Annotated in this window: 18 protein-coding genes; 13 read left to right on the forward strand and 5 right to left on the reverse strand. The window is 33.4% G+C overall.

What is annotated here, in order from left to right:
* Positions 1–842: 842 nt before the first annotated feature.
* The 3 genes from galU (at position 843) to ACZ9AO_RS04415 (ending at position 5,585) form a co-directional block, all read left to right on the forward strand.
* The gene (gene galU, locus ACZ9AO_RS04405; RefSeq protein WP_258249706.1) at positions 843–1,727 is read left to right on the forward strand and encodes a UTP--glucose-1-phosphate uridylyltransferase GalU; all 885 of its coding nucleotides are present in this window, start codon (positions 843–845) and stop codon (positions 1,725–1,727) included.
* A 142-nt stretch (positions 1,728–1,869) separates the two neighbouring features.
* Positions 1,870–2,466, forward strand: a complete 597-nt coding sequence (locus ACZ9AO_RS04410) for a serine O-acetyltransferase (protein WP_476108548.1) — start codon at positions 1,870–1,872, stop codon at positions 2,464–2,466.
* A gap of 152 nt (positions 2,467–2,618) precedes the next feature.
* Positions 2,619–5,585, forward strand: coding sequence for a CDP-glycerol glycerophosphotransferase family protein (locus ACZ9AO_RS04415; RefSeq protein ID WP_476108549.1), 2,967 nt, complete (start codon positions 2,619–2,621; stop codon positions 5,583–5,585).
* A 94-nt stretch (positions 5,586–5,679) separates the two neighbouring features.
* Here ACZ9AO_RS04415 and ACZ9AO_RS04420 read toward each other — a convergent pair whose 3' ends face one another.
* Positions 5,680–6,882, reverse strand: a complete 1,203-nt coding sequence (locus tag ACZ9AO_RS04420; protein ID WP_476108550.1) for a glycoside hydrolase family protein — start codon at positions 6,880–6,882, stop codon at positions 5,680–5,682.
* 561 nt (positions 6,883–7,443) lie between these two features.
* Between ACZ9AO_RS04420 and ACZ9AO_RS04425 the strand changes: the two genes are divergently transcribed.
* The 3 genes from ACZ9AO_RS04425 to ACZ9AO_RS04435 are packed head-to-tail and all read left to right on the forward strand — an operon-like array spanning position 7,444 to position 12,148.
* Entirely contained in the window at positions 7,444–9,309 is a 1,866-nt protein-coding gene (locus tag ACZ9AO_RS04425) for a BglG family transcription antiterminator (RefSeq protein WP_476108551.1), read from the forward strand.
* 17 nt (positions 9,310–9,326) lie between these two features.
* Positions 9,327–10,205 (forward strand): ketose-bisphosphate aldolase, encoded by an 879-nt coding sequence (locus ACZ9AO_RS04430; protein WP_476108552.1) that lies wholly within the window; start codon positions 9,327–9,329, stop codon positions 10,203–10,205.
* A gap of 14 nt (positions 10,206–10,219) precedes the next feature.
* Entirely contained in the window at positions 10,220–12,148 is a 1,929-nt protein-coding gene (locus tag ACZ9AO_RS04435) for a PTS fructose transporter subunit IIABC (protein WP_476108553.1), read from the forward strand.
* Positions 12,149–12,528: 380 nt separating this feature from the next.
* On the opposite strand, the gene ACZ9AO_RS04440 is transcribed toward ACZ9AO_RS04435, so the two are convergent.
* The 3 genes from ACZ9AO_RS04440 to ACZ9AO_RS04450 form a co-directional block, all read right to left on the reverse strand.
* Positions 12,529–12,612: a VOC family protein gene (locus ACZ9AO_RS04440; protein ID WP_476108642.1), complete on the reverse strand. Its 84-nt coding sequence runs from the start codon at positions 12,610–12,612 to the stop codon at positions 12,529–12,531.
* A gap of 126 nt (positions 12,613–12,738) precedes the next feature.
* On the reverse strand, positions 12,739–12,930 hold the full coding sequence (locus tag ACZ9AO_RS04445; protein ID WP_034308728.1) for a hypothetical protein: 192 nt from the start codon (positions 12,928–12,930) through the stop codon (positions 12,739–12,741).
* 749 nt (positions 12,931–13,679) lie between these two features.
* Positions 13,680–15,185: a glycoside hydrolase family protein gene (locus ACZ9AO_RS04450; protein WP_476108554.1), complete on the reverse strand. Its 1,506-nt coding sequence runs from the start codon at positions 15,183–15,185 to the stop codon at positions 13,680–13,682.
* 1,275 nt (positions 15,186–16,460) lie between these two features.
* On the opposite strand from ACZ9AO_RS04450, the gene ACZ9AO_RS04455 reads away from it, so the two are divergent.
* Complete coding sequence (locus ACZ9AO_RS04455; protein ID WP_252296131.1) at positions 16,461–17,303, forward strand: SGNH/GDSL hydrolase family protein; 843 nt, start codon at positions 16,461–16,463, stop codon at positions 17,301–17,303.
* Between the two features lie 94 nt (positions 17,304–17,397).
* Here the strand turns inward: ACZ9AO_RS04455 and ACZ9AO_RS04460 are convergent, their stop codons facing one another.
* Positions 17,398–17,697 (reverse strand): helix-turn-helix domain-containing protein, encoded by a 300-nt coding sequence (locus ACZ9AO_RS04460; protein ID WP_476108555.1) that lies wholly within the window; start codon positions 17,695–17,697, stop codon positions 17,398–17,400.
* Between the two features lie 476 nt (positions 17,698–18,173).
* On the opposite strand from ACZ9AO_RS04460, the gene ACZ9AO_RS04465 reads away from it, so the two are divergent.
* From ACZ9AO_RS04465 to ACZ9AO_RS04490, 6 genes are all read left to right on the forward strand, one after another.
* Positions 18,174–18,854, forward strand: coding sequence for a YveK family protein (locus ACZ9AO_RS04465; RefSeq protein ID WP_476108556.1), 681 nt, complete (start codon positions 18,174–18,176; stop codon positions 18,852–18,854).
* 63 nt (positions 18,855–18,917) lie between these two features.
* Positions 18,918–19,571, forward strand: coding sequence for a CpsD/CapB family tyrosine-protein kinase (locus ACZ9AO_RS04470; RefSeq protein WP_476108643.1), 654 nt, complete (start codon positions 18,918–18,920; stop codon positions 19,569–19,571).
* Positions 19,572–19,712: 141 nt separating this feature from the next.
* Complete coding sequence (locus ACZ9AO_RS04475; protein ID WP_252296128.1) at positions 19,713–20,477, forward strand: tyrosine-protein phosphatase; 765 nt, start codon at positions 19,713–19,715, stop codon at positions 20,475–20,477.
* A gap of 118 nt (positions 20,478–20,595) precedes the next feature.
* Positions 20,596–20,763, forward strand: a complete 168-nt coding sequence (locus ACZ9AO_RS04480) for a hypothetical protein (protein WP_476108557.1) — start codon at positions 20,596–20,598, stop codon at positions 20,761–20,763.
* A 123-nt stretch (positions 20,764–20,886) separates the two neighbouring features.
* Positions 20,887–22,704: a polysaccharide biosynthesis protein gene (locus ACZ9AO_RS04485; protein WP_476108558.1), complete on the forward strand. Its 1,818-nt coding sequence runs from the start codon at positions 20,887–20,889 to the stop codon at positions 22,702–22,704.
* A gap of 16 nt (positions 22,705–22,720) precedes the next feature.
* The gene (locus tag ACZ9AO_RS04490) at positions 22,721–23,746 is read left to right on the forward strand and encodes an NAD-dependent epimerase (protein ID WP_252296126.1); all 1,026 of its coding nucleotides are present in this window, start codon (positions 22,721–22,723) and stop codon (positions 23,744–23,746) included.
* Positions 23,747–23,765: the final 19 nt, after the last annotated feature.

Genomic DNA, 23,765 nt, shown 5'->3' on the forward strand with positions numbered 1-23,765 from the left:
CTTAAATCATTGGAAGAAAACCGGGATAATCCTTGCTCCAATGTAAAGTGCACACTTGCAATTTAATAATATACATATTTTCACTGGTATTCCAAGGGAATTAACATAACATTTATGTCAATTATTAAAACAATGTTACTATTTGTAAAAAGTGTGTTAAAATATATTTTATGTTTAAAAAGACACTTGTTTTTTTATAAAGTTGTAACGATAAGTACATCGCACTAGGGGCTGATGATGCTTAATAAGGAACGGTAATAAAAAACGCATTATCATGATAGTGAAATCCCTAAAAAATTTTGCCGTATTATCTACTTAAGTTTCTTACCATAAACACTTGAACTCTACAGAAGTATACCAAAGCGCTCAGGTGTAGAAACTTCGTTGCTTGACTATAATTTTTAATCACAAATAATCACCTTTGTTTGTGGTTTACTCCGAGATAAATAAGCCAACATTGGGTAACCTTTGTGACAAAGTCAACGAACTCGATTTTGCTGTTCATTGTAGCATCTGATCGAGATTCTTTAAGATGCCTTGAAAACTACTGAAAAGTCAACGATTACAATGATTGCAGGTTTACCTAGCTAACTATGAAATTACCTGCCTGATTTGGTGAGAAAAGTTGAGTTACCTATCTCAAATTCGAGATATTTTTCCATTTTTTAAAAAAATTCTTGTATAAAATACCGGGGATATTTTTGAAATCTAAAACAAGATTCTAAAGTTATATATACCAAATTCGAGTTTATATAACGGTTGAACAACATATGGGTCTTTTCCAAGCAAAAGATAAAAAACATTACGATTTTACTTATAGACAAGAGAGGGAGAACCAAAAGATGAGAGTTAAAAAAGCTATTATTCCAGCTGCAGGTCTCGGAACAAGATTTTTACCTGCAACCAAAGCCATTCCAAAAGAGATGTTGCCAATTGTAGATAAGCCTACCATTCAATATGTAGTGGAAGAGGCAATAGCATCTGGAATTGAAGATATCATTATTGTAACTGGAAAAGGAAAGCGGTCTATTGAAGATCATTTTGATTACGCTGTCGAATTGGAACAGACTCTTTTAGAAAAAGGGAAAAATGACTTGCTTGAAAAGGTACAAGAGTCTTCCAAGGTAAATATTCATTATATAAGACAAAAAGAACCACGTGGTCTTGGTCATGCAGTATGGTGTGCTCGTAAATTTATTGGAAATGAACCATTTGCAGTCCTACTAGGAGATGACATTGTCCAGGCTGAAACACCTTGTTTGGAACAACTCATAAATGAGTATGAAAGAACTTCTTCATCTGTAATTGGTGTACAAACAGTACCTGAAAATCAGACACATCGTTATGGAATTGTTGATCCTCTAATGAAAGAAGGTAATTGTTACCAAGTTCTTAACTTTGTAGAAAAGCCTTCACCAGGTACAGCACCATCTAACTTAGCAATCATGGGACGATATATATTAACACCTGAAATCTTCATGTTATTAGAACAACAAGAGGTTGGAGCTGGTGGCGAAATCCAGTTAACCGATGCAATACAACAATTAAACCAAATCCAAAGAGTTTTCGCTTACGATTTCGAAGGTACAAGATATGATGTTGGAGAGAAATTAGGATTTATTCAAACTACCATAGAATTTGCATTGCAAAATGAAGAGTTAAAGAAAGAACTTCTTGGATATATAAAAGGCATTTTAGAAAAAGAAGAGCTGTTACAGGTTAACTAATTTAATTTATATTTCTCTGTCCGCACGGAGACTTTCTAGAGGTATCAGGCTAGTTACTACTGGCTTTTTCTTCGTGTGGGAATTAGAGAAAAAACGTAAAGAGTAAAGTGAAACAGTAACCTATCATCAAGGAGAGAGCATTTTGGCAATTAAGAATCGTGACGATTATTACATTTATCTAGAATCTGATTTAGTAGCAAGAAAGTTGAAAAAGTGGAAGTACAGCTATAAAGTAATGCATCCTGAACTTTATTTCCAACGTCTACTTAGAAAATCAGAGTATTTAAAGACTAAGAAATTAAAGAGTTCATTTTCCATGTGGAGATATAACAGGTCATTGAGAAAACTTAAAAAGGTAGGATCTATGCTAGGAATATCAATACATCCAGTGTCATTCGGTCCAGGGTTAAAGATACCTCACAGTGGATCTGTAATTGTTAATAAGAAGGCTCGAATCGGTAAGAATTGTGAAATTCATTCTGGAGTTAATATTGGAGTTCATAAAGGTCAGGTTCCTAAAATCGGAAATAATGTATACATAGGACCTGGCGCAAAGATATTTGGGGGTATCAAAATTGGCCACAATGTTGCAATTGGTGCTAATTCAGTAGTAACCAAAGACGTACCTGATAATGTCACAGTTGTAGGTATTCCAGCTAAAATAATCTCTAGAAATACAGAAACTCAAGTCGTAAGAGCATATGACAAAGTGAAAAAGAAATACATGAATAACAAATAATCAATTTTTGCTATCTCTTCATATGAGCCAATGTTAATCAAATCAGAAAATTCAATCAACATGCAGTGCTTCCCTTTACAATTAGAGCTAATCATACAAAAGATAATAAGTGTATGGCTATGGGGAAAATAAAGAGGAGTAGGAGTATCAAAATGCGTGAGAGAAAAGAAAATGAACTGGCATTTAATAATGTCACCTGGGATGGGGTAAATCTACAAATTACTTTTGCTAAAGAAATTTTAGATAATATGGATACATTTCAACTTCAAATTCAAAGTCGGTATAGTAATAAGAAAAGAATTGTATCTTACAAGCGTAAAGCGTTTTTAAAGGAGCACATAATTATAATTCCTTTAAAGGAACTTGAAGGGTTAGACAAGGGACGTTGGGACTTCTTTATTGAAGTTGAAAGCAATAAAGATGTTCGTAAGAAGAGAATAGGCCTATATGCTGCACGTGCAGCTTCTGAATTGATACGCTATTTAAAGCCCATTATTAATAATGGAACACAGGCTCTTATTCCTTATCTAACAGAAAAAAATGGTTTATCTATACACTGTGCTAATATGCTGCAACTGGAAGACATTAGTTATAATGTTATACGTCTTTCTAAACAAGTATTGAGTGTAAAAGAAACAGATACAAAAGTATTCCTCAACTTTTCTGAGACTCTAAATAATAAAATAAACGATACGAGACTTGTGATGAAAAGTGGGGACAGTGTTTTTGTTCTTCCCATGAATATAGATACTGATGGAAAAACTCTAATAGTCAGTAAAAAAGACCTTCATTCGGTTTCACTAAAAGGAAAATGGAACTTATATTTACAAATCACCAAAGGGCATATACTAGAACGCTATGGTATAAATGTTCAAGTGAAATACCAAGATGATGAAATGAAGTTTCTTGTAAGAAAACAAGTAAAACAAATGTCCACGATTATTCAACATATTAAAGGGCAAGTGGATGCAGAAAATCTAAGGGTCGAGGATGGATATATAACATTTGATATATCGTCAAAAGAATTGAAGCATGCAAATAAGGTTGAGTTTTTTCTAAAGAAAAGACAAGAGCCTGAAATAATAACACTTGATGTAAAAAGGACCGTAACTGGGGGGAAAGAACAGATCATCATTCCGGCTTCACAGTTAAAAGATAAGATTGCTGTTATAAGCCGTTGGGATTTGTATATGGAACTCTCCTATGATCACGTGAAAGTGAACAGACGGATAGGAAACTACAACGTTATGCCTTTGTCAGAGAAAGATAAGCGTGCAGGGTATTTAATGCTAAATGAAGCCGTAGGTATATCACCATATCTGACAAAAGATAACGAGTTCTCATTATATTTTTGTACTGAAGAACAGTATATGAATTCAAAGTATCCTGCAAAAACAAAACTTCATGAAGTATCTATGAATAAGGAAGGATTACTACAACTTACTGCGTCTATTCATGTAAAAGAAACAAATGATTTTGTAGTAGACCATGTAACACTAAGGTTACGACAGGATAAGAGCCAGGTAATTCAGGTCCCTTGTGCTGAAGAGGTGTCACAGGACAAGTATAGTAGAAAGGTCAAAGCAGAATTAAATATTAGTCAGTTAGAATTAGAGCAATTTTATTGGGATTTTTTCATTACAATTACTCTAGGTAATGGTGATAAACGCCATGTACGTCTTAACAATGATAATTATTTAATTAGTAAAAAATTGAAACATGGTATGTTTCGATATACGATAAATACCCCGGATGAATATATGATTTATCCCTACATTACTATGAATGATTGTCTGAGTTTAACCTATCGACAAATAGGTGAATTTGAGTCTTTCAAGCATAAGATTAACGAGTATACGGCCTATTTCCTATACATTCTTTTGGGTTGGTACTTTGCATGGAAGCCAATTTGGCTTATTCATGAAAAATATTCCGAAACGGCTCAAGATAATAGTTACTATTTCTTCAAATATTGTTATGAAAATCATTATAATAAAAAGATATACTATGTGATTAAAAAGGGATCAGCTGATGAAAAAAATTTAGCCCCCTATAAAAAGCGCATCGTTTATTTTATGAGTGTCAAACACCTCCTACTATTACTTGGATCAAAGCTAATTGTATCTTCGGAGACAAAAGGTCACGGGTATGCATGGAGGGTTTCCCAAGGAGCTATCCGTGAATTTTTAAATGAGAAAAAATATGTGTTTTTACAACATGGAGTACTAGGTTTGAAAAGAGTCGATAATACATTTAAAGCAAATTCATCCAACGGTGCAGACCTATTTGTAGTATCCTCTGATTTTGAAAAAGAAATCGTAAAAAGCTATTTTGGATACAATGAAGAAAACGTCATTGTTACAGGCCTGTCAAGATGGGATGCATTAGAGGATAAATCGCTTCAAAATACAAAAAAAGAGATTTTCTTAATGCCTACATGGAGAAATTGGCTTGAAGAGGTAGAGGATGATAAATTTGTTTTATCAGATTATTATCATGAATATAACAGTTTAATACAATCAGAAAAGCTCTCCCAATTATTAAAGGAAAATGATATCACATTAAACTTCTATGTCCATCCAAAATTTATGCCGTACGTTGCAAATTTCACTAGTTCTCATGAGCATATTAATGTTATACAATTTGGCGAGGCAAAAATTAATGATTTAATTATGCGTTCAAGTTTATTGATTACAGATTACTCTAGTGTAGCTTGGGAGACATATTATCAAAAGAAACCCGTTCTCTTCTTTCATTTTGATTTGGATAAGTATATAGAGAATCAGGGTAGCTACATGGATTTAAGAAAAGATGTTTTTGGAGAGGTTGCTTACAACTCTTCAGAGTTAGTTGATAAACTAAGAGTTTATATAAACAATGGGTTTAAAGAAAAAGAAGAATTCAGTTCAATTAGAAACAATTATTTTAAACATGTTGATCACGATAACAGCTCAAGGATTTATAAGTATATCAGTGAACGTGAAAAATCACTTGTTAAATCGGATGGAATTCTAAAAATCTTGAAAAGAAGTTACCTTCTTAAATATGTTTGGAGAAAGTACAAGCAAAATCCAATTGTTGGCCGGATTGGCATGAGCATGTTAAATATATTAAGGTGAAAACTTGAAATGCCGTTAGTTTAAAATTTTAACGGTAAAAATAAAAGCCCCTAGTATTTGAACTAGGGGCTTTTATCTATGGATTAGGTACCGGCTAATCAGCTGCAGTATTTGTTTCTAATGATTTTGAGGGTGAATTAATAAAGGAATTTGAAGAAGCATTCACATTCTTTCTGAATTCTATAGTTTTCCCATATAGAACTATTGGGGAACCTAATGTATCCACGAATTCATTATTGTGTATTTCAAACTTAGCAATCACTAATGCCCCTTTTGAGCTTTTATCCTTTCCATTCTTCGAATAGTAATAGTTACCTAGACTATCAATCTGAATTCCTTGTGCACATTCTATGAATTGATTTTCTTTTATAAGAATGTCTTTCCAATTATGTCCCCGTATAGCTGCATATGTCATTTTTTCAAAGGTATTGTCTATAATTTGAATGTTTGTGTATGGTCTATTATGGGACGCTGAATGACTGCCTACGCCAACCCCCCACGGATTCATATTTCTTACGTGCGAATTCCCAAAATAGTTATGTTCTATCCTAACGTTTTTAGTTACAGTAAAGTCTACACTCCCAAATCGTCTAAATGCTTTATCAGATATCATCCCATCAATCTGAATGGCTTCTGTGTAATCATCATTACTCGAACGAGATCCTAAAAACTTACTATTTTGTATGAGAACATTTTTATTACCTGCTAAATCTATTGCATGGCCACCTACTATGTTCTTTAACACGGTATCCCGGATAAGGATATTATGACTATGGGCAAAACCAAATACAGAAGGAGTTCGTAGTTTTATATCCGCTCCTCCAGCGTCCCAAATCCCGCCATCTATAATAATGTTGGAATTTCCATTATAACCATGGTAAGTAGCTTTAAAATCTCCATTCAACAACATAATGTCATTATTTGAGTCAGCTTTTTGCAGAATTGTTTTAGATGGAATTTTAAGCCATGTATTACTATAAATGTGTAATGATTTCTTCAGTGTGTATTTCCCTTTAGGCAATATTACTTTAATAGGTGTATCCGAATCTCTTGCAGTGTTCAATGCTTTTTGAATCTGTTTACTTGCATCACTTCCGTGTGGGATTGATACTGGGATTGTCTTATAATCTTTTTTCAAAAGGTGCAGTATTTCCTCCGTAAAAGGTTTCTGAATTGTAGATTGCTCGATTGTCTTTCCTGAAGACCTATCCGGGGTGGGAGGTGAAAAAGGATTCCATAATTTGAACAGCACTACGGAGCCTACAATAATAACTAAGATGACTGATATTTTCTTCAATTTTTTCAACCTTCATTCTTTGGGTATGCTACCGATAATTCCTTGCATCATGCAGTCTTGGAGAGGTATGGTTTATCGGCCTTCACTAATGGAATAAAATTTATTGAGCAATTTGCTTACACCAGCCTTTCGATCCTTATGAAAATCTTCTTATGACGCTGAAGCTAGGCGTAATTAAACCACGTGAATTTCATTTTTCCTCATTAGAGAAGAATTCTTTTTGTGTGTAATGAGTTGCCATGGCAGAAAGCGATCAGGATATAGTAAATTGAATATCATTGGAATCCAATAGGTGTTTTTCTACATCTATATTAGAAGGAGATATGACAGACACGCCATGCTAATCTACAGAAGTATATAAAGTTTTGAGACGTTGGCTTCTCGTGAGTGTATACGGTATCGTTTTATTTCCAAATTGCATAGAGTTCTTCGACCATCTTTCCTTCGTTGGTCTATTATAACATCATCCTAGTATTAAACACTTCCTAACTATTAGGAAAATGTATAGGCTTGGTAAAAGTGAAACGCTTACATTAATATAAGTGTGAGGAGGAAATACTAATGAAAAAACGTTACACTAAGTTATTGGAATATTTAGAACAATCTAACGATGACTTTGTAAGTGGAAGCGAACTTGCTAATCTATTTAATGTAACGACAAGAACAATTAGAAATGACATTAGGGAAATAAATGAAACTTTTTTAGATAAAGTAATAATTACTGGTAGTACTCAAAAAGGGTATAAATTAGTTGGGGATTTATCAAGTATTCAGCAAAATGAAGATGATTACGATGAACGAGCTTTTCATATTATAAAAACACTTTTATCTGAAACTGGTTTTATAACTTATGATGAACTGGCAAAAAAACTTTATTTTTCTACTCAAACAATTAGGAAAGACGTACAAAGATTATTTCAAATAATCCAAGCCGAAAAATGGAACATTGAGGTTGAAGCAATTATCTTCCAAGGAGTAAGGCTTAAGGGAAGTGAAGTAGAAAAACGACTATTACTAAAAAAATTAGTAACAACAAATTGTTTAAAAAGAATGTCGCTTGATGAAGCGCTGCAATACTATTTTGGTGATTGGTTTAGTCAGTCCTCCATTCAATTAGTATATTCTTGTATTGAAGAAGAAGTCACTAAGTATAATTTGTTACTAAGCTCTGAAGAACTATTCGCAATATGTGTGAACATACTGATTAGTTTAAAACGAGTAGGCCTTCATCAAAAAATTGCTGAAAAAGACATGAGGTTAGATAATACGTGCTTTGAAGAATTAAAAATAGCAAAGTTAATCCTTAGTCGTTTAGCTAAGGAAATGAATGTACCGTTTGACGAATATGAATATCAGTATTTATGCTACTTGTTAATTTCTTTGCAAATATTACCAAAGAAAAATGAAGTAACTTTGCATGAACACTCAGATGAAATAGAGGAAAAAGTTAAAGCGGTTATAAAAAATGTTGGAGATCGATATGGCTTTTCAAGTCGAAAGAATGAAAAGTTATTTAATCGCCTATTGGTACATATTACAAAGTCATTATATCCATTAAAATATTACTTTCCTTTAGAGAATCCATTTATTTCTCAAATTAAGACGGAATATATGAATGCTTATAATATTGCAGTGGTTTTAGCGAAAGAATTACAATTTTGCTTAAATATTAAGATACCAGAAAATGAAATCGGTTACTTGACACTTCATATTATGAATATTATTGAAAATTCCCAAGAAACAAGGAAAAGAATTGCAATTATTTATGGGAAAAATCCGTTAGTAGGTAAGCTAATAGAAAGAAAAATAAATTTATACTTCCCAAATATTAAAATTGATGGTTTATTTGCAAATCATGAAATCCATTTAATTCCTGAAGAGATAGAAACTATAGTAACTACTAGTGTAATCCTTGAGGAACAACACCTAAATGTGAAAAATTGTATTCGTGTTAGTGAAATGATTACAAATGAAGATATGAAGACTATTTCTAGTTCATTAAATCGTGGCTTACTAAAGTACTATTTATCTCCGAATGATATTTATTTCTTAGATGAAGAGAATCAAATAGATTTATTAAAAACCCTTACGCAGTTTGGAGATATTCAACATCTGTATACAAGCATTAATGAGAGAGAAAAGATGTCGAGTACTAATATTGGTAACTTAGTGGCCATGCCGCATCCATTTGATTGTGGAAATAACAAAAAATTACGAGTGTTAGTAGCAATAAATAAACAAAAAATTTTGTGGGGAGACAGAATGGCTCAAATTATCTTTCTATTTATCCCTCCAAAAAATCAAAAGGTAAATAATACAAAGTTTTTTGAAGAGATTCATGATGTGTTTAAGCAAACAAACATGACAGAAAAATTATTAAATGTAACCAATTATGATGAGTTTTTGGAAGTTTGGTCTTCCAAATAATATTAGGAGGAATAAAAATGTTAATGAATATGAAAGATTTACTTTTAGTAGCTTATGAGAATAAATTTGCAGTTGGGTCATTTAATGTAGCAAATAGTGAATTTGTCAAAGTTGTAGTAAGTGCTGCAGAAGAGCAAAAATCTCCTGCCATACTTCAAATTCACCCGAATGAAATAAATTTAGTGACTGATGAATTTGTGGCCTATGTACGAGAAGCTGCGTCAAAGTCTAAAGTTCCTTTTGTTATTCATTTAGACCACGGTGCAACAATCCAAGATATTACTCGATCTATTAGAAATGGCTATACGTCAGTAATGATGGATGCGTCACATTTACCATTTGAAGAAAATATGGCATTAACAAAAAAAGCAGTAGAACTTGCTCATATGGTAGGTGTGTCTGTAGAGGGTGAACTAGGTACTATTGGAAGTAATGAGGGTAGTTCAGAAGGCGGAGCAGATGAGATTTTATATACGAATCCCGATGAAGCAGTCATTTTTGTTGAAACAACAGGAATTGATACGCTTGCTGTTGCTGTAGGAACTTCACATGGCTTATACCCAGAAACGAAAGATCACTCTATTAAAATTGATCGATTAAAGAAGATTCATGAAAAAGTAAACATTCCTTTAGTTCTCCACGGTGGATCAGACAACCCAGATGAAGAAATAAGACAAGCTGTGAAACATGGTATTGCCAAAATCAATTTATCAACAGATATGAAGAGAGCGTTTTATAACCAATTAAGAGCTACGCTTGATGAAAATCCAAATGCTTACGAACCAGATATATTAATGCCTGAAGCAACGAAGGCCGCTATTGAATTAGTAAAGAAGAAAATGGATCTATTTGGTTCAACTGGAAAAGCATCACTCTATAAATTAGGAGAAATTTAAGAGGAGGGATAAATATGATGACTTCTAGTGTCCTAAGGCCAGAAAACATAATATTAGACTTAGTTGCTGAAACGAAAGAGGACTTAATTAATGAGCTTGCAGAAAAATTAAATACTAACGGCCACTTACATGATCTTGAACAATTTAAACAGGATATTTGGGCACGAGAAGATCAGGTTCCAACAGAAGTAGGGTTTGGTATTGCTATTCCACATGCAAAATCTGCTGGAGTTAAATCGCCCGCTATTATTATGGGAAGATCTTTAAGTGGAATTAAGTATAGTTCTGAGAAATGCAATTTATTTTTCATGATAGCAGCCGGCAAGGATTCTTCAACTGAGCACTTAAAGACTTTATCTAAAATCTCCACTTTTCTAATGGATGAAACCTTTAGAGCTAAGCTCATACTTGCCAAAGATAGTCATGAAGTTGTCCAGCTATTTGCAAATGCTGAAGAAAAAATGGTACAAGTAGATGCGAATGATAAGAAGTATTTTGGTAAGAAATTGGTCGGAGTAACTGGATGCCCTACTGGAATAGCACATACATTTATGGCTGCAGAAGCATTAAAAAATGCTGCTGAGGAGCTTGGCGTTCAAATAAAAGTTCAAACCAATGGATCGACGGGAATACAGAACAGATTAACTCAAGAAGATATTGATGAAGCAGATGGCATAATTGTTGCTGCAGATGTTAAAGTGGACATGGATGTCTTCGGTGATCGTAAGGTCATTAAAACGTCTGTTAAAAATGGGATACATCATGCTAAGGATTTAATTGAAGATGCTATTTCTGGAAAAGGTACGGTTTTAAATCAGGGGAACAATAAGTTAAAGGAAGCAAAAGAAAAAACACGATTAAAACAACCTAAAATATACAGCCATATAATGAATGGGGTATCTTTTATGATTCCATTTGTTGTTGCCGGCGGTATATTAATCGCAATCTCCTTTATGTTTGGCATTCATGCTTCAGACCCGACTAGTTCAGAATATAATGCATTCGCCGCTTTTCTAGGTACAGCAGGTGGCAGTGCAGCCTTTGCACTAATGGTTCCAGTACTAGCAGGATATATTGCGTATAGTATTGCAGATCGTCCAGGTTTAGCACCAGGTATGATTGGTGGTATGATGGCAACCCTTGGTGGTTCAGGATTTTTAGGTGGTATGATTGCCGGTTTTATTGCTGGTTATACAATCTTAGGATTGAAAAAATTATTAAAAGGCATTCCAGATTCATTACAAAGTCTTTCACCGGTACTTATACTTCCTTTATTGGCTACGTTTGTAACAGCCTTTATTATGCACTTTGTAATAAATAATCCGATGGCGTGGATTAATGAGTCGTTACAAGGTTGGTTAAATGGTTTAACTGGTTCGAATGCAATTTTATTAGGAGCGCTTTTGGCAGGAATGATGGCATCTGATATGGGCGGGCCTATCAATAAAACAGCATCTGCATTTGGCTTAGCGATGTTTGCAAATCATATTTACGAACCATCTGCTGCACTAATGGTTGGAGGAATGGTCCCTCCATTAGGAATTGCATTAGCAACAACACTATTTAAAAATAAATTCTCACTTGAAGAACGCAACGCAGGAAAAGCGGCTTATATTATGGGGGCATCTTTTATTACTGAGGCAGCCATTCCGTTTGCTGCAAGCGATCCATTAAGAATAATTCCAGCAAATATTGTTGGTTCAGCAATTGGTGGAGGGATTTGTATGGCATTAGGAATTTCTTTACAGGCTCCTCATGGCGGAATCTTTGTAATTCCTATTGCTTCAAGCAGTCCATTGTTATACATTGTATGTATTTTAATTGGTTCAATTATTACAGCTTGTATAATTGGAGTATTAAAAAAACCTGTTTACAGAACACAAGATAATACTAGTGAGAAGTCAGGAAATAAAACAGTAGCAATTGAAATTAAAGCAGTATAATTTATACGAGTGAAAATGACATTGGTGATGTTCAAAGCTACGGAAAAGTCTTTGCTCTGAATCACGAGTTCCATCCGAGTGCAATCCTGCATTCTGACCAAGGCTTCACATGTACTAATTTAAAGGATGTGAAGGAAGAAGTTGATCGAGTTATTGAAGAATACTATGAGTTTCGTTATCAATAGGGACTAAAGAAAATGGTCCCGGTACAATACCGGGACCACTTATTATCTTCATAGGCACTTTTTATACTGTCCGAAAAATGGGGCACAGTTTAATTTTGGAAATTTTTTTATTTTAGGATCTGTTAACAAGTGTTGTTGATTTTCTGAACTCATTAAGTACTTCTTAATGCTCGATTACTCGCAGGATTTCACCGATTACCTGAAACCCAACACCTGCTCATACCACTTAATCGAAGCATCCAAATTAGGTACAGCCAATCCAACATGAATTGCTGTCATATGTATCCCCCCTGATCATAAAATACCCTATTAATGTTAGGGGCAAACGGCACCGTTTTTGGACAAAAAAAAGAAGCAATAGCCAATATTGCTTCTGGTTTACATATATCGACCTCATGAATTTCTTTAAATCTCACCCTCTTCAAGCCTCCTATTATACTCAACTTTACTAATTAATCCCTTTGCATTACAGGTAAGACAATCTGTATAAATATCGTAGGCACCTGTACCTGCACAAACATGGCATTTAACATGAGTTTCCGGTATATCCTTATGCATGAATGAAAAAGCTTTTCCAATATACTGCAGAATAATCATTCCCAAAACTCCTTTTTTTTCTATCATACAACGAAAAAGAGAGAAGGAAACAGGGAATACAATAACATTACTTAAAACTAATAAAACCATAACATAGTTTACATGGGGTTAAAATTTTGTTTGATATGAAAAGTTCAAATGAAAGGATATAATATCTCGCTTCGAAAGTAAACAAATTGTCTGTGTACTCCAAAAATCGTGAAAGAGAAAATTAAGTACGATTATTTTATCCATTTTAATCGTTAATAGGGCAAAGTATAAATTCATTATAAAACTAAACTACGTTTAGGCGCATAATTAAGTAAAAAAATAAAAGGAGCAAATTTCTCAATCGAATATTACTTCTTTTATTTTGTATTGTTTTAACTACTTCGCTTGATGGTCTACTGCAAGTTAAAACCTTTATATTACCGCCTTCAAGCATCCTAAGATACTATACCTCATGCCCTTTTTCAAGTAAGACAGGCAGAGTAAATATATACGCACCAGTTGTGTCACAGATACTCATTTAATAATATTTTTGGTATTTAGTATAGTATACGTGGAAATTCCATTCCAAAACCCCTTTTGTTTCAAGCATACGACTAAAAGTTACAATACTAACAAGGATGCTGATTGAATTATCAAATAATACTAATTTTATTCGAATTAATGGGGAGTGTAGGAGGATGTAAGTAGGGCTTCAAACATGTAATTTCCTTTAAAGACTGGTTTCCTAATTATTTTGTCCAGTTTGTTCCAAAAATGGTCTACGCCTGAACAGTCCATAAACCAATCATTTCTGTGATTACCCATGTCGTATCATCCATCCGTTTAATTGTTACCCTTGCTCCTTTTTGTGTACTTTGAATATATTTCCCGTTTACTTCGGACAATGGTGCGATTGTTGAAAATGACTGTGGTTGTATCCGCAATCCAACTGAATTCTCAACTATAAATGTCATTTGTGGATGATTGATAAATATATCATCAGACAAGGTAAATGTACTTAGTGTAGTAAAATTTTTGTTGGAAATATCCCTTCTATAATTTTGATTCCTAACTGTATAACCATTTGATGGTTCATAACGAGACGATTCAAAAAGATCTATTACTACGGCTTCACTATAAAAAGCAAATGGCAAAGTTAATGATAATTTTACAGGGTTAGATACCTTTATTTTCTTTCCTGTCTTACCAGTCAAATCCCTTACAAACACACTATATTCCATTAATGGTGTCTGTCTATTGTCTACGACGTTAGGTTCATCAATGAAGACATTCCCAATATTAAGCGCTCTGGTATCTGTAGTTTCTTTATAAATTACTATTCCACTAGCGTACTGTGGTGCTGAATTATTAAAACTGTTAGGGTTTATCACAGTAGGTTTCACTATATTAATAACAGCTCCACTTACATCATAGTCACGAATCGAAATTCCTTGTTGTTTGTTATTTTCATAGTAAGGGTTTATTAAATTTATTTTCCCACCAACCCCCCCACTAGTAGATGATACGCTAAAACCACAAGCACTTCCTCTATCAACATGGTTTTGAATTGTAATGTCAATATTCTTACCACTCCCGCCGAATTTACTAAGGCCTATGATAATACCTTGATTTACATTATTTTGAGTATAAGGATCAATAATCAAAATTCCTTCTAAAAGTCCATCAACACTATTCGGTTCTATATCTATTCCACATTGCGGATCAGTTCCATTTGTGTTTGTTACTTTGGGTCTAATTATTTTTAGCATTTTAACACTTATAACCGAAATACCCTGCCTTCTGTTGTTATCGCATTCTATATCTATAATTTTTACATTCTCACTATACTTCTTTATTCCTGATCCAATGTAAATTCCATCACCCCAACAGTCTTTTATAACTGTTTCTCTTATTGTGATATTCTTGCACCCTTTGATATTAATACCTATCCCATGCTCACCTGTTATTCCAAGGTGCTCATTTCTTTCACCTTGAATCGTTCCACCTGTAATTTCTACGTTTTCAACATTTAATAAGTTTAATATCTTATATGTGCTGTTTGATGATGGTTTTGCCTTTATAATAGCAAAATTAGAAAGAGTTATTTTTCTGTTGCTCGGAACATTCAACATCGTTACTGGATCAACTAGAAAAGTTCCGTCTGGAATGTGAATGGCTTTGTAATTTGTTAAAGCATATTGAATAATATCGGTTACTTCAGTATTACCGGTATTATCAGCCCCCAAATCAACAACAATATCAATTAATTGCTTCTTATTATTCATTTAGTCTGAAAACCTCCTTAAATACCAAATTTTTTAAAAAAGTTTAGTGTTTTTCTCCATAATTACCATATGCAATAATGATTAGTGTTTCTTGTATATATATCATGATTACCTTTTTTATATTTTTAAAAGTCGACCCAATTATGTCTAAGGAGCATATCTGCTCGTTATTGTTGTTAAATTAAAAGGTAGAACTTGAATAAAATATAGTTTTAAAACTCGAATATACTCTTCTGGTGGTAGGAAATAATAAAAGGTAGGTTAGGTTTTCTTTCTGTTTGATATAAAAGTGTTAAGTTGCTCTTCAATCGTTAATTCTTATTCGTCGCAGTTAAGGCCACCTGTGCGGCAAGTGAGTTTCTTTTCATAAAAAAACCCCTCAAGGATCTCCTATTATATATACTCAATTTACTTTTTTCTCAAAATCCATAAAAAGCAAAAATGGAAATCAGAACTGAGACCGCTGCCATTATGTAAATCTTCCAAAGTTCTAAAATATGGAAAAATTTATCCAAAAAGTAAGGAGTCGAAACCTAAGATTAAATAATGAACAGAATATAGCATTGGCTAAGAAATTGTACGGCACACTACGATTTTTTCAAAAATGACAATTAATTTTACGGGAGCAGAAGATTGTTGTACTGCGTCCTTATTGAAATAGTCAAAGCCATGATTCAAGCGTCTATGCTTAATAACAGCAAAATAAAAACAAGTTTAAGGATTTTTTTAATTTCCATTTACAAGATTTTTGTGGAATAAAATGTTACTGGAGAAGGATGATTCTTTAATAGCCGGGGAAGAAACCATATGGTTGTTAAACTAAACTCTGAACAACTATATGGTTTTATACAAAAATCGGCTTATGTAAGAGAGTTTTTTTGTTAACCTTTTACATTCATGAATATAAGACGGAACTTTTAACTATAATTCAGGTGGTAGACTTCTAGAAGTCTTGAAATTGGTTAATTGATTGTTATATTTAATCCAGCAGAGGTGTAGGATTTTTTTGATTCTAAATATAGGTATATTTATGAGGGAATTGGTAATTATCAAGTCGAGTGATGTCGGAATTAATTGGAAAATTATCCTTTATTGCCGTTGTTTCAATAGTTATAATAAATATAACAGAAGAACATATAAAAATAATAAATAATAAACGCCAATAAAAAGAAATAAAGGTTAAATAATTGTTGTTAGTTAATAGTATTCATAAAGAGAATTCTAATGTTAAGACTTCCATGTCATTCCATAACGTTCAAAAATTTGGAGGTAAAGATGAAGAAATATGGGTTATTATTTATTGCTGGAATTTGTTTGGTAGTATTTGCATTTGGTCATCTTCATTGGAAAAACATGATTCAGGCAGCGGGAATAGAGGGTAAAAAAGCTGAAGTAAGAATAAAAGAAAAGGAAAAAGAAGAAAGGGAAGCTTTGTTACAAAGTTTAAAACCAGAAAATAATAAAAAGAAGTCACTAATAGATTACTTGCATTATAAGGCGCTTACACAAGATAAGGTTATTGTATCCCTTATAGGCAGTAATGGTACTTCAGGAACCGGTTCGACTAATTCTTCAAATAGTTGGACAGGACGCTTGGAGAAGAGTCTACGTTCAGAAAGGGATGAATTGGAAAAGCTAGGTGTAATCAATCATGGGAAAGAGGGTTACACAACAAATGATTTGTTAGAAGGTAAAAAAATTGATGCGGTCATACATGATAAACCTGATTTAGTTATTTTTGAAAATCCACTGATTAACAATCAATATCAATCGATTAGTTTGGAACAGACGGAAAAAAATTTAAAAAACATTATGTCAAAGTTACAAAAAGAGCTGCCGAATGCAAAGATTCTAATCATTTCACCAAACCCAGTCGCAAATGGTAAAACGGAGAATAGTTTAGGTTTGAATTATTCTGATTATATTCAAGCATCCGAGCAGGTCATCAAAAAAAATAAATGGACTTATCTGAATAGCAAAGAAGAAATAGAGAAGAAACTAAGTAAAAAGAATTTGAGATTGGCTGATATCCTGACAAATGATAACATCCATCCCAATGACCAAGGGCATTACATATGGTTCGAAGTTTTGCAGGAATATTTTAAGTTGAAGAAGTAGTAAAAGGGGAAAAATGGCTATAACCACTTTTTCCCCTTTTTTTTGGATTCTTCTAAAAGAAAGCGTTATCATAGTTTCGAAATCCTTAAAGACATCACTTTCTATCTTGAATGAATTCGCGCATTTCCTCTTTCGATATTCCTGACCCCATAACATCCTGCATGATTTCCATCCACTCTTCATCCATGCTCTTGTCTGGTTGTTCATTCAAAAGAGCATCGACCTTAATACAAAGGATTCTAGAAATTTTTTCCAAAACTAATATAGTAGGGTTTGTTTGAAGGTTTCTTTCCAGTGAGCTTATATAGGATTTGGCAACGCCGGATTTTGCGGAGAGTTCACTAATTGACATTTTCCTTTCTTCCCTAAGCGACTTAACTCGGTAACCTATCATATTGACCACACCTAACCATTAATATGAAAATTATAAAATGATTTTTAAACTATACTTTCAGTTTACACATATTCCTTTCGATTTTAATGATAACTACGCACTAAAATACTTGACACAATTATATATATAAACGAATTTTCATGTATTGGTAGGCATTTAGTTAGGTTTATTACAAGTAAATATTGTAAAACTAATAAAACAAATTGGGAAGATTGATTTATTGTATAATTAAATTTATTGAAATTTAAGTCACAAATATTCTGGAAAATGGGTTATATATATGTGATTAATGCAATATTTTAAAAAATAGAAATAATTTCCTTTGTGTTGCCGTTTTCTATTTTGTAAAATTACTTTGGCATTTGAAAAGTATTCTTAGATTGTAAGTTTCATGTAAATTTTCTTGGAAATAGATAAATATAGGTAATATTATGGTATAATGCAATAGGTCATTTTTAACATAACAGGAGGATAAAATGGAAGAAACTATTAGTATTAATGATATTTTTAAAACATTAAAGAAACGTTGGAAGCTAATCATGCTGCTGACATTAATTGCCGCTTTGATTAGTGGATCAATTTCCTATTTCTTATTAACCCCCGTTTACGAATCTTCAACACAGATTCTAGTTAATCAGAAGCAATCGGAGAACCAATTGGACTCTACTCAAATACAATCCAATATCGACATGATCAATACATACAGTGTGATCATAAAAAGCCCTGCCATTTTGGAAAAGGTCATTGATGAGCTTAAACTAGACCAAAGCGTAGATCAACTTAGTCAAAAAATTACGATCAACAGTCAAGAAAATTCGCAAGTCTTCTCTTTAACGGTTCATGATAGTAATCCTACAAAAGCAGTTGAGATTGCCAATACAGTTTCTTCAATTTTTCAAAAGGAAATTAAAGATATTATGAAAGTCGACAATGTTAGCATACTTGCTAAGGCAGAGATTAAGGAAAATCCTACTCCTGTAAAACCATCTCCATTATTAAATATAGCTATTGCGGTGGTGGTCGGATTGATGGCTGGAATAGGCTTGGCATTCCTGCTAGAGTATTTGGACAATACAATTAAGGACGAGGATGATATAGAGAGACTCCTTGACTTGCCATTACTTGGATCTATTCAAAAAATATCGCAACATAAATAAAGAACCATTCAGTTGACATTAAGAAAGGAAGTGGGATTTTTGAGAAGTAAAGATGAAAAACAAATGAATTTAATTGCGCAGACTAATCCTAAATCGCCTATTACTGAACAATATCGATTAATTAGGACAAACATACAATTCTCTTCAGTAGATAAAGAAATAAAAACGATTGTGGTTACTTCATCCGAGCCTAATGATGGGAAATCGACTACAGCTGCCAACCTAGCGATTGTGCTTGCTCAAGAAGAGAAAAAAGTATTACTTGTGGATGCAGACTTAAGGAAACCTTCGATTCATTATGCTTTTAACCTTAGTAATATACATGGACTTACTAGCGTATTGACAAAGAAAATGGACTTAAGAAAAACTATCTTGAATTCAAATGTTTTAAATTTAGACATTTTAACAAGTGGGCCGATACCACCTAATCCTTCAGAGTTATTAAATTCTAAAGCGATAGAAACAGCCATTGATGAACTAAAAGGAATGTATGATTATATCATTTTTGATACACCGCCCGTTCTGGTAGTGCCGGATTCCCAGATTGTAGCCAATAAATGTGATGGCGTGATCATGGTAGTGGCGAGCGGCAAGACAAACAAACAAAGTGCAGTGAAAGCAAAGGACCTTTTAATGAAAGCTAACACATCCTTGCTTGGAGTCGTTTTGAATGGCGTTGAAACGGATAACAGCAATTATTATTACTATCAATCTTAAAGAAATAAAACAATTTTCGACAAAATAACACCCTGTTTAATAGCAGTTTTATATGCTACTATAGTCAGGGTATTAATTCCTATCTGATTTCTTAGTGATTAAGTCTATTATCCCGATTTTGAAAAAGGAAGTGTGTGAAATTTGATCGATATACATTGTCACATTCTCCCAGGGGTTGATGATGGATCCGCGGACATGAAGGAAAGCTTGAATATGGCAAGAAAAGCGGTAGAAGCAGGAATCACACATTTATTTGCCACGCCACATCACTTAAATGAGAAATATGTAAATGTTAAAAGAGACATAATTGACCGTGCAGTGAGGTTAAATGATAGCTTACAACAAAACAATATTCCTCTTATCATTCACCTCGGACAAGAGGTAAGAATACACCGGGACATATTTACTTCACTTGAAAAGGAAGAAATCCTAACGTTAGACGATAACGGTAAATATTTACTGCTAGAGCTACCATCAGGAAAGGTTCCTACATACACAAAAGAAGTGATATATGAGCTGCTACTGAAAGGTATTACACCAATTATCGTACATCCGGAGAGAAATAAGGAATTGATCGAGAATCATAAACTATTATTTGAATTGGTCCAGGAGGGAGCGTTAACTCAACTAACTTCTGGCAGCATTAATGGGAACTTCGGAAAAAAAATCCAATCCTTTTCAAAAAAAATAATCGAACATAACCTGTCTCATTTTATTGCCACAGATGCCCATAATATAATATCTAGAGGGTTCTCGTTACAACATGCTTATGAGATAATCACAAAAGCATATGGAATCGAACGGACATTTTATTTCAAAGAGAATGCGGAACAACTTATAAAGAAGCAAAGTCCTTTTATTGAAAAACCAGTTCCGTTTAAAAAGAAGATCTTTGGTATCTTTTAGTATTAAAGTATATTGGGAAACGCTTTCATCATTATAAATAATATACGATAATGTGTAAAGTTTTTTAGGGGTTATTTGAAATATTGGATTCAGTATAAGTGGAATTAAATAAGGAGTTATGATTCGTTTGAAAAGGTTTGATGATTATCCGAAATCTATAAAGAAGGCACTGCGTTATATACAACAAGACGCTCCTTTAATCTTATTAGACCAATTAGAAACAAGCCTGTCACAGTCTATTAAGAAAAGAAAAGAAGCTCTACAAAAAAAGGAAAAGAAACTATGAAAGTTATTTAAAATATTATTAAATTTTTACCTGAAAGGCAAAGACCCTGAACATTAGAGTATGGCTTTTTCCGATATATAAAAAGTGAGTATCCTGAATCCATTATAAAAGGGGGAAATTTGGTTGGCCTACCGAAATCGACTAACACTGTTAGCACTATTAGATTCTTTAATTGTATTATCGGCCATTTATGTAAGTTATCTAGTGCTACATCCATATTTAGAAATATTTAAGCTTACAGCACTCTTAGTCAGCTCAGTCGCTCTATTAATTAGCCATCATATTTTTGCTTCAATTTATAAGTTATATAAAAAAGCTTGGGAGTATGCAAGTATCGGAGAGTTAATATCAATAGTAAAAGCTGTTACCTTATCAGTTATCACTGTGGTTATCATTCAGGTTTTAGCTTTTCAGGATGTTTATGTAAGAGCTATGGCATTAACGTGGATGATACATGTAATCCTTATTGGTGGTTCCCGTTTTTCTTGGAGAATGCTACGTGACCGTTTTATAAATAATCAATTGGAAGTAAAAAACACATTGGTTATTGGTGCTGGATCAGCAGGAACCATGGTTGTTCGTCAACTTCTTAATAATCATGATACGGAACTCAAACCTGTTGCCTTTATTGATGATGACCCTAAAAAAGATAAATTAGATATCTTGGGTATACCCGTTGTTGGCAACTCTAAACATATTCCTGAAATGGTAGAAAAATACCATATAGATAATATTGTCATTGCAATTCCTTCATTAAGTAAAAAAGAATTAAAGGTCATCTTTGATGAATGTGTAAAAACAAATGCAAAAACACAGATCATGCCTATGATCGAAGATATTATGTTAGGAAACATAGCGGTAAACCAGTTTAAAGAGGTGGAAGTAGAAGATTTATTAGGAAGAGAACCCGTTGAATTGGATATGAATAGTATCTCGGGAAACGTTACTGGTAAGACGATTCTTGTAACTGGTGCAGGTGGTTCAATTGGTTCGGAAATTTGCCGTCAAATATGCAGATTCTCTCCTAAAAAAATAGTATTACTCGGACATGGTGAAAATAGTATTTATCTGATTGATATGGAATTGAAAAGATTGTATTTAGAACAAATAGAAATCGTCCCTGTTATAGCAGATATTCAAGATAGAGATAGAATTTTTGAAGTAATGGACAACCAAAGACCAGATGTTATCTATCACGCGGCTGCACATAAACATGTCCCACTTATGGAATACAACCCAAGAGAAGCAGTGAAAAATAATGTTATAGGTACAAAGAATGTTGCGGAAGCTGCAGATACATATGGTGTACACACATTTGTAATGATTTCATCAGATAAAGCGGTAAACCCAACTAATGTAATGGGATCTACTAAACGGATTGCAGAAATGGTTATACAGAATTTAAATAAGCATAGTTCCACAAAGTTTGTCGCTGTTCGATTCGGAAATGTGTTAGGGAGTAGAGGAAGTGTTATTCCATTATTCAAAAAACAAATACAAGCGGGCGGACCTATAACGGTTACTCATCCTGATATGACAAGATATTTTATGACAATACCAGAAGCTTCTAGGTTAGTTATTCAAGCGGGTTCACTTGCCAGAGGAGGAGAAATCTTTGTTCTAGATATGGGGGAACCCGTTAAAATCGTGGATCTAGCTACTAATCTAATCCAGTTATCAGGGTATACAATAGATGAAATCGGAATTGAATTTTCTGGAATTAGACCAGGGGAGAAGATGTTTGAGGAATTATTAAATGAAAATGAAGTTCATGGCAAACCGATCTTCCCAAAGATATTTATTGGGAAATCTGTTGAAAGTGATTATCAATTAATTAGCAAATTGGTTAATAATTATCCCGATTATACACAAGAATACATTAGAGAATATGTATTGTCTCTAGCTAATAAGAAAGAAGATAGATTAATATTTGCAAAATAAAGGAGACTGTCGTGGAATGAAAAAGGTATTAGTAACAGGTGCAGCTGGATTCATCGGTTTTCATCTTTCGAATCGCTTATTAAAAGAGGGTTTTAAGGTAATAGGCATTGATAATTTAAATGATTATTACGAGGTGAACTTAAAATACTCTCGTCTTGGATTACTCCAAGAACATGAAAACTTTACTTTTGAAAAGGCTACATTAGAAGACAAAGAAGCAGTGGATTCGGTATTTTCTAATTACAAACCTGAAATTGTAGTAAACTTAGCTGCGCAGGCTGGGGTACGATATAGTTTGGAAAATCCTCAAGCATATATTGAATCTAATATAGTAGGGTTCACTAACATTCTTGAAGGTAGCCGTCATCATAAAGTCGATCATTTGATTTATGCATCATCAAGCTCTGTATATGGCGCAAATACAAGTTTACCATTCTCAGTTCATGATAATGTAGACCATCCAATTAGTTTATATGCTGCTACAAAAAAAGCTAATGAATTGATGGCTCATACCTATAGCCATCTTTATGGTATTCCAACTACCGGTTTAAGATTCTTTACAGTATATGGACCATGGGGCCGACCAGATATGGCGTTATTCTTATTTACCAAAGCCATTATTACTGGCGAACCAATCAAGGTATTTAATAACGGTAATATGATGAGAGACTTTACATATGTTGACGATATTGTTGAAAGTATTTATCGATTAACTTTAAGAACACCTGAGCCAAACCTTGAATGGAACGGAAAAACCCCTGACCCTGGAACTAGTTATGCGCCATATAAGGTTTATAACATTGGTAATAATAACCCTGTGAAATTAATGGATTTTATTGAGGCTATTGAAAATAAACTAGGTATTGAAGCTAAGAAGGATTTCATGCCTTTACAAGCAGGGGATGTTCCTGAAACATATGCAGATGTCGAGGATTTATTTAGGGACATAAACTTCCGTCCACAAACTTCTATCAAAAATGGTATTGGTAATTTTATAGATTGGTATCTAGAGTATTACAAGATTAACAAACATGATTTATAAGATTTTAGAAAGGGTGTTT

The sequence above is a fragment of the Peribacillus sp. TE19612 genome (genome assembly GCF_056279465.1).

Bases quoted from the DNA above. Each gene is read 5' to 3' on its own strand.
- galU (WP_258249706.1), top strand. From the start codon at position 843: ATGAGAGTTAAAAAAGCTATTATTCCAGCTGCAGGTCTCGGAACAAGA.
- ACZ9AO_RS04415 (WP_476108549.1), top strand. From the start codon at position 2,619: ATGCGTGAGAGAAAAGAAAATGAACTGGCATTTAATAATGTCACCTGG.
- ACZ9AO_RS04425 (WP_476108551.1), top strand. From the start codon at position 7,444: ATGAAAAAACGTTACACTAAGTTATTGGAATATTTAGAACAATCTAAC.
- ACZ9AO_RS04430 (WP_476108552.1), top strand. From the start codon at position 9,327: ATGTTAATGAATATGAAAGATTTACTTTTAGTAGCTTATGAGAATAAA.
- ACZ9AO_RS04435 (WP_476108553.1), top strand. From the start codon at position 10,220: ATGATGACTTCTAGTGTCCTAAGGCCAGAAAACATAATATTAGACTTA.
- ACZ9AO_RS04440 (WP_476108642.1), bottom strand. From the start codon at position 12,612: ATGACAGCAATTCATGTTGGATTGGCTGTACCTAATTTGGATGCTTCG.
- ACZ9AO_RS04445 (WP_034308728.1), bottom strand. From the start codon at position 12,930: ATGATTATTCTGCAGTATATTGGAAAAGCTTTTTCATTCATGCATAAG.
- ACZ9AO_RS04450 (WP_476108554.1), bottom strand. From the start codon at position 15,185: ATGAATAATAAGAAGCAATTAATTGATATTGTTGTTGATTTGGGGGCT.
- ACZ9AO_RS04455 (WP_252296131.1), top strand. From the start codon at position 16,461: ATGAAGAAATATGGGTTATTATTTATTGCTGGAATTTGTTTGGTAGTA.
- ACZ9AO_RS04460 (WP_476108555.1), bottom strand. From the start codon at position 17,697: ATGATAGGTTACCGAGTTAAGTCGCTTAGGGAAGAAAGGAAAATGTCA.
- ACZ9AO_RS04465 (WP_476108556.1), top strand. From the start codon at position 18,174: ATGGAAGAAACTATTAGTATTAATGATATTTTTAAAACATTAAAGAAA.
- ACZ9AO_RS04470 (WP_476108643.1), top strand. From the start codon at position 18,918: ATGAATTTAATTGCGCAGACTAATCCTAAATCGCCTATTACTGAACAA.
- ACZ9AO_RS04480 (WP_476108557.1), top strand. From the start codon at position 20,596: ATGATTCGTTTGAAAAGGTTTGATGATTATCCGAAATCTATAAAGAAG.
- ACZ9AO_RS04490 (WP_252296126.1), top strand. From the start codon at position 22,721: ATGAAAAAGGTATTAGTAACAGGTGCAGCTGGATTCATCGGTTTTCAT.